The 12,563-nt window shown below is 65.7% G+C and carries 14 protein-coding genes; 8 read left to right on the top strand and 6 right to left on the bottom strand.

The genetic code is table 11. The features are described 5' to 3' along the window. Positions 1–946: methyl-accepting chemotaxis protein (locus SMA01S_RS23205; RefSeq protein ID WP_084250527.1), on the bottom strand; the 946-nt coding region annotated here is incomplete at its 3' end. 260 nt (positions 947–1,206) lie between these two features. Here SMA01S_RS23205 and SMA01S_RS23200 point away from each other — a divergent pair. From SMA01S_RS23200 to SMA01S_RS23175, 6 genes are all read left to right on the top strand, one after another. Continuing rightward, positions 1,207–1,560 carry an endonuclease domain-containing protein gene (locus tag SMA01S_RS23200; RefSeq protein WP_066827770.1) on the top strand — a complete coding sequence of 118 codons (354 nt, stop codon included), beginning with the start codon at positions 1,207–1,209 and terminating at the stop codon, positions 1,558–1,560. 396 nt (positions 1,561–1,956) lie between these two features. Beyond that, positions 1,957–2,316 carry a succinate dehydrogenase, cytochrome b556 subunit gene (gene sdhC / locus SMA01S_RS23195; protein ID WP_245649417.1) on the top strand — a complete coding sequence of 120 codons (360 nt, stop codon included), beginning with the start codon at positions 1,957–1,959 and terminating at the stop codon, positions 2,314–2,316. Beyond that, complete coding sequence (gene sdhD, locus SMA01S_RS23190; protein ID WP_066827768.1) at positions 2,316–2,696, top strand: succinate dehydrogenase, hydrophobic membrane anchor protein; 381 nt, start codon at positions 2,316–2,318, stop codon at positions 2,694–2,696. The genes sdhC and sdhD overlap by 1 nt, the downstream gene beginning before the upstream one ends. Further along, positions 2,696–4,498 (top strand): succinate dehydrogenase flavoprotein subunit, encoded by a 1,803-nt coding sequence (gene sdhA, locus SMA01S_RS23185; protein ID WP_066827767.1) that lies wholly within the window; start codon positions 2,696–2,698, stop codon positions 4,496–4,498. Before sdhD ends, sdhA begins: the two co-directional genes overlap by 1 nt. Before the next feature lie 273 nt (positions 4,499–4,771). Continuing rightward, entirely contained in the window at positions 4,772–5,323 is a 552-nt protein-coding gene (locus tag SMA01S_RS23180; protein WP_066827766.1) for a peroxiredoxin, read from the top strand. Positions 5,324–5,430: 107 nt separating this feature from the next. Beyond that, positions 5,431–6,498 carry a GGDEF domain-containing protein gene (locus tag SMA01S_RS23175; RefSeq protein ID WP_066827765.1) on the top strand — a complete coding sequence of 356 codons (1,068 nt, stop codon included), beginning with the start codon at positions 5,431–5,433 and terminating at the stop codon, positions 6,496–6,498. Between the two features lie 400 nt (positions 6,499–6,898). Here SMA01S_RS23175 and SMA01S_RS23170 read toward each other — a convergent pair whose 3' ends face one another. Beyond that, positions 6,899–7,765: an alpha/beta hydrolase gene (locus SMA01S_RS23170; protein ID WP_066827764.1), complete on the bottom strand. Its 867-nt coding sequence runs from the start codon at positions 7,763–7,765 to the stop codon at positions 6,899–6,901. Between the two features lie 36 nt (positions 7,766–7,801). Beyond that, a complete protein-coding gene (locus SMA01S_RS23165; RefSeq protein WP_066827763.1) occupies positions 7,802–9,628 on the bottom strand; it encodes an ABCB family ABC transporter ATP-binding protein/permease in 1,827 nt (608 codons plus the stop codon). An 80-nt stretch (positions 9,629–9,708) separates the two neighbouring features. Here SMA01S_RS23165 and SMA01S_RS23160 point away from each other — a divergent pair, with 80 nt between their 5' ends. Together SMA01S_RS23160 and SMA01S_RS23155 are read left to right on the top strand one after the other, a co-directional pair. Continuing rightward, a complete protein-coding gene (locus SMA01S_RS23160; protein ID WP_066827762.1) occupies positions 9,709–9,942 on the top strand; it encodes a hypothetical protein in 234 nt (77 codons plus the stop codon). A gap of 59 nt (positions 9,943–10,001) precedes the next feature. Continuing rightward, positions 10,002–10,415 (top strand): hypothetical protein, encoded by a 414-nt coding sequence (locus SMA01S_RS23155; RefSeq protein ID WP_066827761.1) that lies wholly within the window; start codon positions 10,002–10,004, stop codon positions 10,413–10,415. 216 nt (positions 10,416–10,631) lie between these two features. Here the strand turns inward: SMA01S_RS23155 and SMA01S_RS23150 are convergent, their stop codons facing one another. Genes SMA01S_RS23150 through SMA01S_RS23140 form a run of 3 tightly spaced genes read right to left on the bottom strand, consistent with a single transcriptional unit; the run spans position 10,632 to position 12,479 of the window. Then, positions 10,632–10,847: a hypothetical protein gene (locus SMA01S_RS23150; RefSeq protein ID WP_066827760.1), complete on the bottom strand. Its 216-nt coding sequence runs from the start codon at positions 10,845–10,847 to the stop codon at positions 10,632–10,634. A 59-nt stretch (positions 10,848–10,906) separates the two neighbouring features. Continuing rightward, positions 10,907–11,857, bottom strand: coding sequence for a phytoene/squalene synthase family protein (locus SMA01S_RS23145; RefSeq protein ID WP_066827771.1), 951 nt, complete (start codon positions 11,855–11,857; stop codon positions 10,907–10,909). A 40-nt stretch (positions 11,858–11,897) separates the two neighbouring features. Next, positions 11,898–12,479 carry an LOG family protein gene (locus tag SMA01S_RS23140; RefSeq protein WP_066827759.1) on the bottom strand — a complete coding sequence of 194 codons (582 nt, stop codon included), beginning with the start codon at positions 12,477–12,479 and terminating at the stop codon, positions 11,898–11,900. Positions 12,480–12,563: the final 84 nt, after the last annotated feature.

Raw genomic sequence — 12,563 nt, 5'->3', positions numbered from 1 at the left:
CAAAGCCACGGCCGGCGTCACCCGCACGCGCCGCTTCGATCGTCGCGTTGAGCGCAAGCAAATTGGTCTGTCCGGCAATGTCGCGGATCAGCCCCAGGATCGATTCGATCGACTTGGCATGATCGCTGAGCGCGCCGCTGGTCTCGACCGCCTGGCCGGCCTGCGAGCTGGCGCGGGTTGCGATCTCGGCGGCGGCCTCGACCTCGGTCCGGGCATCCTCGATCGCGCGGATCAGTCCTGCCGCGGTCTGCGCCGCCTCGCGCATCGCCACTGCCGATTGCTCGGCCGCGGCCGCCACTTCGGCGGTTTTGTCGATCATGCCGCGCGCCGATCCCGAACTGCGCGCCGCCTGGTCGCGCAAGGTCGCGCCTTCGCTGGTGGCGCGCTCGACCATCGCGGCGATGCCGTCGCGGAATTCGACCGACAGCCGATCGCGTGCGACTTGCGCCTGGTGCTCGCGATAGGAATTGTAGATGTCGACGGTGATCTCGCCCTCCAGCGCGGACAAGCGCATCAGCGTGTCGAGCAGTACCGGCAGCCGGGGATCGTCGCGATCGACTCGCGCCACCATCACGCCCAATGCGGCGCGGTCACTGGCGGAAATCATCGACAGCAACGCCATCGGCGACACATCGGCGGAGAAAGCCGCGGCGACCGACCGCTCGATCGATTCGATCCAGGCGCGGCCCGAGGTGTCGAGGAAACGGTTGCGCAGGAAATCGCAGCCGATGTCGATCATCTTCTGCGTCTCGTGCGTCGCCCAGATCCGCTCGTCGGCGAAGCACCGCAGCCATTGCTGCCAATAAGCTTCTGAAATAGCATGAATTTCAGGCTCGAGCACGGCCCAGGCCTCGCGGCTCGCCGACGCCAGCGTGCCGTCGAAATCGAACACCCTCAACCGCGCGCGAAGGTCGATCTTCGCGGCGATGGTGCCGGGGACGGGCAAATCATGCGTGCTCAACGATTTTTCTCCGCTTTCCGGCCGCTGGGAGGAATTGGCCGGTCGTAAGCGAGAGCTAGCGCGTACTTGGTTAAAGCAGGGTTAGGATGAGGGGAGGCGGAGTTACCGTCAAAGTGGCGCCAATAGCCCTCTCCCGCCTGCGGGTGCACCGGGTCGGTCATGCCCCCGGCATGACCTAAACAGCGCGGGGCGCTGTTTACCCGGTGCAGGTTGGGTGAGGGTCTTCTTCCTTCTAAATCCTGCCGATGCCACCCGTTCGCCGCCAGATCAGTTCCCACGCCTCCCAACTCCGCCGCGACCGCACCGACGCCGAGGAGAAATTCTGGCAAACCGTCCGCAACCGCCAGATCGACGGATTCAAGTTCCGCTTCCAGCACAGTCTGCTGCCGTACGTCGCGGACTTCGCTTGCTTGGAGGCGATGCTGATCGTGGAGATCGACGGCGGGCAACATGACGAACAGCGTGACGCCAGGCGGACGGCGTTTCTCGAATCCGAAGGTTTCGAAATCCTCCGCTTCTGGAACAATGATGTCTTGAGCAACTTGGAAGGGGTCATCCACGTCGTCCGCGAAGCGCTGATCCGGCGGACTCAAGAATAAGAAGACCCTCACCCTCCCGCTTCGCGGGCCCCTCCCTCTCCCGCAAGCGGGAGAGGGGAAATAGCCCGCTTCCGTCGCAACGAGTCCCATTTGCCCTCTCCCGCTTGCGGGTGCACTGGGTCGGTCATGCCCCCGGCATGACCTGAACAGCGCGGGGCGCTGTTCACCCGGTGCAGGTTGGGTGAGGGTCTTCTTTCTTCTTCTTTCTCATCCATCCGATCGAAGAATTAGGAAGAGCGCCGGAGAGGGGATTTAGGTGTTAGCCCAACCCTTGCATCCCGACGCTCCGGGGCTAAGAGGGCGCAGCGCTTTCGCAGGGGACTTTACTTGGCCACGCCGTCCAAACCCGACCGCCCGATTTCGCCGCACCTGACACATTATCGGTGGGGCCCGCACATGCTGGTGTCGATCCTTCACCGCGCGACCGGAGACGGTCTCGCGGTCGTCGGCGCGTTGCTGTTCACGTGCTGGCTGGCAGCGCTCGCCGGGGGCAAGGAGAGCTACGACTGGTTCGTGTCCTGGTTCTCGGGCGGATATTGGAGCATCCTGGGCTATGTGCTCGGCGTCGGGCTGACCTGGTCGCTGTTCCAGCACATGATGAGCGGCATCCGCCACTTCTTCCTCGATGCCGGCGCCGGCTATGAGCTCAAGGGCAACAAGACCGGATCGATCCTGACGATCGTCTTCTCGGTTCTGCTCACCATCCTGTTCTGGGGCGTATTGCTCAAGGACGTCATCCTCGGAGTCGCCAAATAATGGGCCAGGGCACCGAACTCGGCCGCGTCCGCGGTCTCGGCAGCGCCAAGGAAGGCGCGCATCATTGGTGGCGTCAGCGCATCACCGCCGGATCGAACCTGTTCCTGTTGGTCTGGTTCATGATCTCGCTGACCCGGCTCACCGGCTTCGATTATGACAGCGTCCATGCCTGGATCGGCTCGGCCTGGGTCGCGGTGCCGCTGATCCTGCTGGTCATCTCGGTCTGCTGGCACGCACGGCTCGGCCTGCAGGTGCTGATCGAGGATTATCAGGAAAATGAGAGCCGCGTGGTGGCTCTCGTCCTCATCGAATTCTTCCTCGCGGTGATCGCGGTCACCGCCATTTTCTCGATCCTGCGCGCGGCGCTGGCGGGGGCGTGATGACCGACAGCTACAAGATTATCGACCATACCTATGACGCCGTCGTGGTGGGCGCGGGCGGCTCCGGGCTGCGCGCGACCATGGGCGTCGCCGAAAGCGGCCTCAAGACCGCGTGCATCACCAAGGTGTTCCCGACGCGCAGCCATACCGTGGCGGCGCAGGGCGGCATCGCGGCGAGCCTGGGCAATATGGGCCCGGACCACTGGACCTGGCACATGTTCGACACCGTCAAGGGGTCGGACTGGCTCGGCGACCAGGACGCGATCGAATATATGGTGCGCGAGGCGCCGGCCGCGGTCTACGAGCTCGAACATGCCGGCGTGCCGTTCAGCCGCACCGACGCGGGCAAGATCTATCAGCGCCCGTTCGGCGGCATGATGCAGAATATGGGTGAAGGCCCGCCCGCGCAGCGTACCTGCGCCGCGGCGGACCGCACCGGCCACGCCATGCTCCATGCGCTCTATCAGCAGAGCCTGAAGTACGACGCGGACTTCTACATCGAATATTTCGCGCTCGACCTCATCATGGAAGGCGGCGAGTGCAAGGGCGTGATCGCGCTCTGCATGGAAGACGGCTCGATCCACCGCTTCCGCAGCCATGCCACGGTGCTGGCGACCGGAGGCTATGGCCGCGTCTATCAGTCGGCGACCAGCGCCCATACCTGCACCGGCGATGGCGGCGGCATGGTGCTGCGCGCGGGGCTTCCGCTGCAGGACATGGAGTTCGTCCAGTTCCACCCGACCGGCATCTACGGCGCGGGCGTGCTGATCACCGAGGGCGCGCGCGGTGAAGGCGGCTATCTGACCAATTCCGAAGGCGAGCGCTTCATGGAGCGCTATGCTCCGTCGGCCAAGGACCTTGCCAGCCGCGACGTCGTGGCGCGCTCGATGGCCGCCGAAATCCGCGAAGGCCGGGGCGTCGGCGCCAACAAGGACCATATCTACCTGCACCTCGATCATATCGATCCCAAGGTGCTGCATGAGCGGCTTCCGGGTATCACCGAGACCGGCAAGATCTTCGCCGGCGTCGACCTGACTCGCCAGCCGCTGCCGGTAACCCCGACCGTCCATTACAATATGGGCGGCATCCCCACGAACTATCACGGCGAAGTCGTCCATCTGAAGGACGGCGATCCCGATGCCGTCGTCCCCGGCCTGTTCGCGGTGGGTGAGGCGGCGTGCGTCTCGGTCCACGGCGCCAACCGGCTGGGCTCGAACTCGCTGATCGACCTGGTGGTGTTCGGTCGCGCCACCGGCAAGCGCATCGCCGAGATCATCCGCAAGGATTCGAAACACGGTACCGTCGTGAAGGCCGCCGACGACCAGGCGATCGAGCGGCTCGACCATTTCCGCAACGCCAAGGGCGCCAGGCCGACCGCCGAGATCCGCGCCGACATGCAGCGCACGATGCAGAAGCATTGCGCGGTGTTCCGCGACACCGCTTTGCTCGACGAAGGCGTCGGGCATATGGACCTGGTCTACAAGTCGCTCGCCGACGTCGCCATCACCGACCGCTCGCTGATCTGGAACACCGATCTCGTCGAGACGCTCGAGCTCGACAATCTGCTGGGGCAAGCGGTCGTCACCATCCGCGGCGCGTCGAACCGCAAGGAAAGCCGCGGTGCGCACATGCACGAGGATTTCCCCGAGCGCGACGACGCGAACTGGATGAAGCACACCATCGCGACGTTCGACGGCTGGGGCGGCAAGGGCGGCAGCGTGACGCTCGATTACCGCCCGGTCCACGACTACACGCTGACCGACGACGTGGATTACATCAAGCCGAAGAAGCGGGTTTACTAAGCGAGGACGATAGCCCTCTCCCGCTTGCGGGAGAGGGTAGGGTGAGGGTCTTCTTTCTTCTTCCAAGCGGACAGCGCGACAAAGAAGAAAGAAGACCCTCACCCTCCCACCGCCTGACGGCGGCGGGCCCCTCCCTCTCCCGCACGCGGGAGAGGGGGTTCACAGCTCAGGGCGCGGCGCCGAGCACCCATCTCCGCTCTGGCGTCCGCCACCCCACGGGTCTAGGAACCGCTGGCCTTGCCGCCCCCAGCAACGTCCTTCGGAGAGTCGTCCATGCGCCTGCCGCTTCGCCTTCTTCCCCTGTCGCTCGCCGCGATCGCCATGCCCGCCGTCGCGGCGCTGTCGACCGGCGCCGCCGCGCCCGATTTCACCACGCGCGGCGCGATCAATGGCAAGGTCTTCCGCCTGCATCTGGCCGATCAGCTCAAGAAGGGGCCGGTCGTGCTCTACTTCTTCCCGGCCGCCTACACGTCGGGCTGCAATGCCGAGGCGCACGAATTCTCCGAACATATCGACGAGTTCAAGGCGGCCGGCGCGACCGTGATCGGTATGTCGACCGATGCCGTGCCGACCCTGGTCAAATTCTCGACCGAGAAATGTGCCGGCAAATTCCCGGTGGCGAGCGCGGGGCCGCGCATCGTCAGTGCCTATGACGTCGCGCTCGGCAAGCAATTCACCGATCCCAAGACGGGCAAGGCGCGCGATATCACCAATCGCACCAGCTATGTGATCGGTCGCGACGGCAAGATCAGGTTCGTCCATTCGGACTTGTCCTATGTCGACCATGTCAAGCTGACGCTGGAAGCGGTCAAGGCGCTCAAATAGGATAACGGCGCCCGCCACCTATCCGATAGGTTCGCAAACGCGATCTTAGCCTATCGCGTGTAGGACTTTGCCGTCGCCCAGGCGCGATTTTGGCAAGGGAGCGGACGGTGGCGAGCGCCGTAGAGAATTCATCCAAGGCGTCGGATCGGCTCTATGCCGCGATCGGCGAGTTCCTCGCGCGGCACCGCCTGAGCGTCGATCCGGTGCATTACGCCTTTGCCCACAAAGTGTTGAGCGACCCGCGCGGGCCGCTGGCGGCCACGGTCGCGCGGATCACCGACGGCGGCGTGCGGCTCAGTTCGCGCGATATCGAGGAGCTTGGCGGCAGGGCGGTGATGGGGACCCCGGCGACCGCGGCCGGCGATTCGGCCCCCACCCCCTCGTCGCCGCCGCAACTCACCGTCGTCGCCGACAATACCAAAGCCCAGTCGCTCGTCGCGCGGGCGCAGATGCAGGTCGAGGAGTTCGGCGACACGGTGCGGGCGATGCACGCCGATGCGCGGGGGTTCGGCCAGGATCTGCGCGCGTCGCGCGACGCGATCCGCGATGCTCGCGACGGCAGCGCGATCGATGAGGTCGTCCGGATGGCGAGTTCGATGCTCGACCGCGTCTCGTCGGCCGAGGCCAGATTGCAGGAAGCGACCAACGAAGCCGACCGGCTCCGCCACGAACTTGAGCAAGCGCGCGACGATGCGCGCCGCGACCCGCTGACCGGCCTGCCCAATCGCCGCGCGTTCGAGGATGCCTACGCCGCGGCCGCCGCCAATGAAGAGAATATCTGCGTCGCGATCTGCGACGTCGACAAGTTCAAGTCGGTCAACGACCGGTTCGGCCATGCGGTCGGCGATCGCGTGCTGAAGGCGATTGCCGAGGCGTTGCGCGCGGGTTGCAACGAGCATGTCGTCGCGCGTTATGGCGGCGAGGAATTCGTCGTCATGTTCACTGGACTGAGCCCGGCCGACGCGCTGTCGACGCTGGAGGGCGCACGCGCCGCGGTCGCCGCCAAACGCTATCGCCTGCGCGAAACCGACGCGCCGCTGGGTGCCGTGACCTTCTCCGCTGGCCTGACCTTGGTCGCGCCCGAAGACACGATCGGCTCCGCCATGGGCCGCGCCGACCGGTTGCTCTATGCCGCCAAGGAAGACGGCCGCAACTGTATCCAATCGGATCAGTGATATTCGCCGACATGTGGTGATATTGGCCGAATCATATACGTGAAAAGCGCCACTTCACGCTTTTCGAAAATTTCAAATCCCGTATAATCAATGGGTTATAAAACTGGCACGCTCCCTGCAATCATGTCGGCATGGTCGTCGGATGGTCCGATAGCCATCCAAATAGGGAGTTAAGATCATGTCGGTACGTTTCGCTTCGGCTCAACAGGTTGCGGTTTCGGTGTTCAGCGCGCTCGTCTGCACCATGCTTCTCGTCAACGCCGCCACCTCGTTCGTCCCGGTCGCCTGACCGGGACGCACCCCTCCGCGGCGAGCGGGAGGGGTATGGCAAGCCAGCTCGCCAACCGGCGACCGCGATAGGGCGGTCGCACCGGGGCCGGGGAACGGCCCCTTCTTTTATCTAGCGCGCCAGCAGGAACGTCAGCGGGATATCGACACGCGCCCGCCATGCGTGTTCGCTATGCTCGGCGCCGGGAAAGGCCCGGCTGACCCAGGCATCACCGCGCGATCCGGCCGCCGCGTCGAGCTTGCGCTGGAACGGCTCGATCGAACCGTCATTGGTGCCGGTGCCGTAATCGAAATAGAGCCGCGCGGTCTTGGGTGGCAGATGCGCCTCGAACCAGCGCTCGGCGAAGCCGTCGCCGATCGGCCAGGAGGTCGACAGGCATGCCGCCGCGCCGAACACTCTGGGATAGCGCGTGACGGCATAAGCCGAGATCAGCCCGCCCATGCTCGACCCCATCAGCATGGTATCACTGGGTCCACGTAACGTGCGGTAGCGGCGGTCGATCAGCGGTTTGAGCTCGGTCGCCAGGAACCGGACATAGGCGTCGCCGACGATCCTGGCGCGTCCGACCGGCAGCTTCTTGAACAGATCGCCGGAGCCCGGGTCGCTCTTTGCCCCGACCGCCGGTACCGCGGCCTGCGGCATATATTCGCCCAGCCGGTTGTCGTTGTTCCACACCGCGACCAGGATCGCCGGGCGCACCCTGTTGGTGGCGATCAGCCGGTCGAGCGCACGATGCACTTCCCAGCTCTTGCCCGAAAAGGGCGAGGGCGTGTCGTACACATTTTGCCCGTCATGCAGATAGAGCACCGGATAGCGCCGCTTCGAGGTCGCGTAGCCGGGCGGCAGCCAGACTTGCACCGTGCGCGCGGGGACGAACTTGGATTGGACGGTAATCGGCGGCTGTAATCCCTCGGCCGGATCGGCGAGGGCCGGTGAGGCGACGAGCGCGAGGAGGAAAGCGAAGATTAGGCGGATCATGCGGGCATTGATCGCCGGACCGGCGCTTGCGTCAACCTATTCCGCCGCCAGCGCTTCCTGCCGCTCCTGCGCCTGGCGCGCCCACATATCGGCATAGAGGCCGTTCTTGCGCAGCAGCTCGGCATGCGTGCCGCGTTCGGCGACCAGGCCATTGTCGAGCACGACGATCTGGTCGGCATGGACCACGGTCGACAGGCGATGGGCGATGACGATGGTGGTCCGCCCGCGCTCGATCGCCTGGAGCGTGCCCAGGATCTCGGCTTCGGTGCGGCTGTCGAGCGCGCTGGTCGCTTCGTCCAGGATCAGGATCGGCGGGTCTTTGAGCAAGGTGCGCGCGATCGCCACGCGTTGCTTCTCGCCGCCCGACAATTTCAGCCCGCGCTCGCCGACCCGCGTCTCATATTGATCGGGCTGGCGCTCGATGAATCCGGCGATCGCCGCACCCTTGGCGGCGCGCACGATCTCGTCTTCGCCAGCACCTTCGCGGCCATAAGCGATATTGTAGCCGATCGTGTCGTTGAACAGCACCGTGTCCTGCGGGACGATGCCGATCGCGGCGCGTACGGAGGCCTGGGTGACCGTGGAGATATCCTGGCCGTCGATCGTGATCCGGCCGCCGGTCAGATCGTAGAAACGGTACATCAGCCGCGCGAGCGTCGACTTGCCCGCGCCTGACGGTCCGACCACCGCCAGCGTGTGACCCGCCGGCACGTCGAGATCGATGCCCTTCAATATGTCGCGCCCGGGCTCATAGCCGAAATGCACGTCCTCGAACCGGACATGGCCGCGATCGACCTTGAGCGGCACCGCGCCGGGCGCGTCGACGATCTCGGCGCCGGTGTCGAGCAGGTCGAACATCGCCGCCATGTCGATCACGCCCTGGCGGATCGTGCGATAGACCATCCCGAGCAGATCGAGCGGCCGGAACAATTGCGAGAGGAGCGTCGAGACGAATACCACGTCGCCGGGGGAAAAGCGCCCGTGCGCCCAGCCCCAGGCAACGAACGCCATGCCGCCGCCGAGCATCAGATTGGTGATCAGCGACTGGCCGATATTGAGCCATGCGAGGCTGTTTTCGCTTTTGACCGCGGCATTGGCATAGGCGCCGATCGCGGCATCGTAGCGCCGCGCCTCGCGGTCCTCGGCGCCGAAATATTTTACCGTCTCGAAGTTGAGCAGCGAATCGACCGCATGCGCCACGGCGCCGGTGTCGAGATCGTTCATCCGCGTGCGGAGCGCGTTGCGCCAGTCGGTCACCACTCGGGTGAAGCCGATATAGACGACGATCATCACCAGGGTGGAGCCGACCAGCCAGAATCCGAAATTCGACCAGAAGATCTGCATCACGAAGCAGAGCTCGAGGATCGTCGGCGCGATGTTGAACAGCATGAAGTAGAGCATCGTATCGATGCTCTTGGTCCCGCGTTCGACCACCTTGGTGACTGCTCCCGTGCGACGCTCGAGATGGAAGCGCAACGAGAGCTGGTGCAGATGACGGAACACCGTCGCCGCCAGCGCCCGCGTCGCTTCCTGGCCGACGCGCTCGAATACCACGTTGCGGAGATTGTCGAAAACCACCGACGATAGGCGGCCCGCCGCATAGCCGAAAATCATCAGCATGACGAACTGCGGCAAGTCGCCGACACCCCAGTCGTTGCGTCCTGACATCGCGTCGACGGCATATCGCAGCGCATAGGCGGCGACATAGACCTGCACGACTTTCGACAGCACGACGAACGTCATCGCGACGACGATGCGCAGCTTCAGCCCCGGCGCATCGGCGGGCCACAGATAGGGAAGGAAACGCCGAAGCGTCGGGATCAGCGGGCGATCCTTGGTCGGCGGGAGTTCGGTGGGCGGCATCGCGGCTTTATGTAGGGTGCCGCGGGCATTCAGGGAACCGTCATCATGCCCCGTCGATTATAGACGCGACGGAGGAAGACATGGGTTCTGTATTCTACGTCATCGCGATCATGGGCTGCGGCGATGGCCAGACGCAATGCGCGCAGCAGCGGATCGAGCCGGTCCGTTATTATAGCGCGGCGCAATGCCGGGCGGCGATGCCGGCGGCGCTGATCCGCAACACCGACATCGATTATCCGACCATCACCGCGGCGTGCCGCCAGGTCGGCCAGTCGATGGCCGACAATAGCAAGGCACAGGCGCGTCGCAGCTGAACTGGCGCGGACCGGACTGCACCGGTAAAGATGGCCCTGGGGATAGGCCAGGGGACGTCATGCGCAGGATCATCGGAACCATCGTCGGGCTGGCGCTCGCCATCGCGCTGATCGATGGTGCGTGGGCACTTGCGGAGCGCTGGTTCCCCGCCGCGATCGCGGCCGACGCCAGCGACCGGGAGATGCTCGCGCGCTTCGTCATGGCGATGCCGCTCGCCGGCCAGGCGATCATCGCGGCGGGCTGGCTGCTTGCCGGCCTGGTCGGCGGGTTCGCGGTGTTGCGGATCGCGCAATGGCGCCCCGGTGGCTGGATCGTCGCGATGGTCGTGGTGGCCGACGGGGTGTGGAACCTGACCCAACTCACCCAGCCATTGTGGCTGCAGGGCGCGACCCTGATTCTGCCATTATTGGGCGCGTGGCTCGCCGAGCGCCATTTTCACCGCGCGCGGCCAGGCGATCCGCTGATCAACTAGGACGGATCGACATTCAAATCCTCAGTCCGTCATGCCGGGCTTGTCCCGGCATCCACCGGGCGGGTGGGCCTAGTCCCTGAGCCTCTTGTCCTGCGCCTGCTTCCCGGTGGACCCCGGCACAAGGCCGGGGTGACGGTTGAGGATTAGACAGGATCGGGGACGGCGAGGCCGTGAATTTCCCTGCGCTCCTGCTTTCGCAGGCACACGGTCTATTCCTTAATCAACCAGCTCGGCGTCCGCGCCGCGGCGGATCGGCAGCGACCAGCGGATCTGGTCGCGCAGCATCGCCTCGAGATCCTCGGCGCCGACATTATGCGCGGCGGCGCGCTTCCTGAGCAAAGTCAGCAACAGCCCGGCGCGCGTCGGCGGCGGCGCCGGCTCGGCGCGACCGCGCTGCAGGGTACGCGCGAACTTCACGGACAACATCGTCATATTGGGTAAGTTAGGCTGACCAGCTTGCCGAGTCCTGACCGGGCAGGGTGTACGCACTCCTAACCACGTGGCCGCGTCCATAAATCGGGATCGCGCGGTGCGGGGGGATAGAGCCGGTTGCGCTGCACCGCCTGGCCGAGCGCGCGGGCGATCCAGCCGATCTTGGCGGCCGTCGAGGTGCCTGCACGATGATCCCAGGCATGGTCGCCGCGCGCGACGACCTCGCGTCCGATCGCGCCATAGATGCCCGCCGCCGCCAGCACTGCCCAGGCCGATCGCAGGCCGAGACGCCGCGTGCCGACGCGCGCGCTCGCCTCGAACGCCGCCGCCCGGTCGACCAGGCGGCGCGCCAGCACGGTCAGGCGGGGGCGGAAGGGCGGCTTCATATGCTGGCCGGGCGGCATGTCCATCTCGACCAGCCATTCCTCGGGCAGGTAACAGCGTCCGCCGCGGTCATCCTCTTCCACGTCGCGCGCGATATTGGCGAGCTGGAACGCCATGCCGAGGTCGCAGGCGCGGTCGAGCGTGTCCTCGTCGTCCGGCGACACGCCCATCGCGATCGCCATCATGCAGCCGACCGCGCCGGCGACATGGTAGCAATAACGATAGAGGTCGTTCTCGCTGCGTGGCCGCCACTCCTCCAGGTCGAGCCGGAATCCCTCGATCAGATCGTGCGCGAAACGGTGTGGCAGCCGCGTCTCGGCGGCGACGATCCGGAGCGCGTCGAAGGCCGGGTCGCCGACCGTCTCCCCGGCCAGCGCCGCATCGGTCAACCGGCGGATCAGCGCGAGCCGCGCGGCGGGATCGGGAACGGCCGAGAGGTCATGGCCGAATTCCTGCCCGTCGGCGAGGTCGTCGCAACGCCGGCACCAGGCGTAGAGCAGCCAGGCATGCTCGCGAGTCCTGTGGTCGAACAGCAAGGAAGCGGCGGCGAAACTCTTCGATCCCCGGGCGATCGATTCGCGCGCGGTCGCGACGATCGCCGCGCGGCTGGGGAGGTCGATGCTCACGCTCACTCCCCGCCCATTCGTGTCGAGGAGGGGATCTCCCTCACAAATCCTTGGCGCCGATCTGGCCGATCGTGGTGGCCGGCTGAAACGCCGCCATCTTGTCGAGCAACTCGCCCAAAGTCGTCGCGACGATCAGCAACCCCTGGTGCTGCGGGCGGACGAAGCCGACCCGCGCCATCGTCTCCCAGAATTGGATCAGCCCGTCATAATAGCCGTCGAGGTTGAGCAGCCCGACCGGCTTGGCGTGATAGCCGATCTGCGCCCAGCTCAGCGCTTCCCATAATTCGTCCATCGTCCCGGTGCCGCCGGGCAAGGTGACGAAGCCGTCCGACAGGTCGGTGAATGCCTGCTTCCTCTGGTGCATCGTGCCGACGACATGAAGTTCGGTCAGCCCCTTATGCGCGACTTCGGCGGCGACCAGCGCCTCGGGAATGATCCCGATCACCTCGCCCCCCGCGGCCAGCGCGCTGTCGGCGATCGCGCCCATCAGCCCCAGCCGGCCGCCGCCATAGACCACGCCGATACCGCGCTCGGCGAGGGTGCGCCCGACCTCGCGGGCATTCTCGACATAGCGAGGGTCGCTGGGCGAGGCGGAGCCGCAATAGACGGCGAGGCGGTTCATCACTTTCGCCCCTCCCCTTCAGGGGAGGGGTTGGGGGTGGGGGATGCCTCGTAGAGCGCGTCACCTGCGACTGCCCCACCCCAA

The organism is Sphingomonas mali NBRC 15500, assembly GCF_001598415.1.
GTDB classification, from domain to species: Bacteria; Pseudomonadota; Alphaproteobacteria; order Sphingomonadales; family Sphingomonadaceae; genus Sphingomonas; species Sphingomonas mali.
Note: the sequence above shows the minus strand (reverse complement) of the source record. Positions and strands in the feature narration are given on the sequence as shown.

Coding starts and splice junctions, on each gene's coding strand:
- SMA01S_RS23200 (WP_066827770.1), top strand. CDS start 1,207: ATGCCACCCGTTCGCCGCCAGATCAGTTCCCACGCCTCCCAACTCCGC.
- sdhC (WP_245649417.1), top strand. CDS start 1,957: ATGCTGGTGTCGATCCTTCACCGCGCGACCGGAGACGGTCTCGCGGTC.
- sdhD (WP_066827768.1), top strand. CDS start 2,316: ATGGGCCAGGGCACCGAACTCGGCCGCGTCCGCGGTCTCGGCAGCGCC.
- sdhA (WP_066827767.1), top strand. CDS start 2,696: ATGACCGACAGCTACAAGATTATCGACCATACCTATGACGCCGTCGTG.
- SMA01S_RS23180 (WP_066827766.1), top strand. CDS start 4,772: ATGCGCCTGCCGCTTCGCCTTCTTCCCCTGTCGCTCGCCGCGATCGCC.
- SMA01S_RS23170 (WP_066827764.1), bottom strand. CDS start 7,765: ATGATCCGCCTAATCTTCGCTTTCCTCCTCGCGCTCGTCGCCTCACCG.
- SMA01S_RS23165 (WP_066827763.1), bottom strand. CDS start 9,628: ATGCCGCCCACCGAACTCCCGCCGACCAAGGATCGCCCGCTGATCCCG.
- SMA01S_RS23160 (WP_066827762.1), top strand. CDS start 9,709: ATGGGTTCTGTATTCTACGTCATCGCGATCATGGGCTGCGGCGATGGC.
- SMA01S_RS23155 (WP_066827761.1), top strand. CDS start 10,002: ATGCGCAGGATCATCGGAACCATCGTCGGGCTGGCGCTCGCCATCGCG.
- SMA01S_RS23150 (WP_066827760.1), bottom strand. CDS start 10,847: ATGACGATGTTGTCCGTGAAGTTCGCGCGTACCCTGCAGCGCGGTCGC.
- SMA01S_RS23140 (WP_066827759.1), bottom strand. CDS start 12,479: ATGAACCGCCTCGCCGTCTATTGCGGCTCCGCCTCGCCCAGCGACCCT.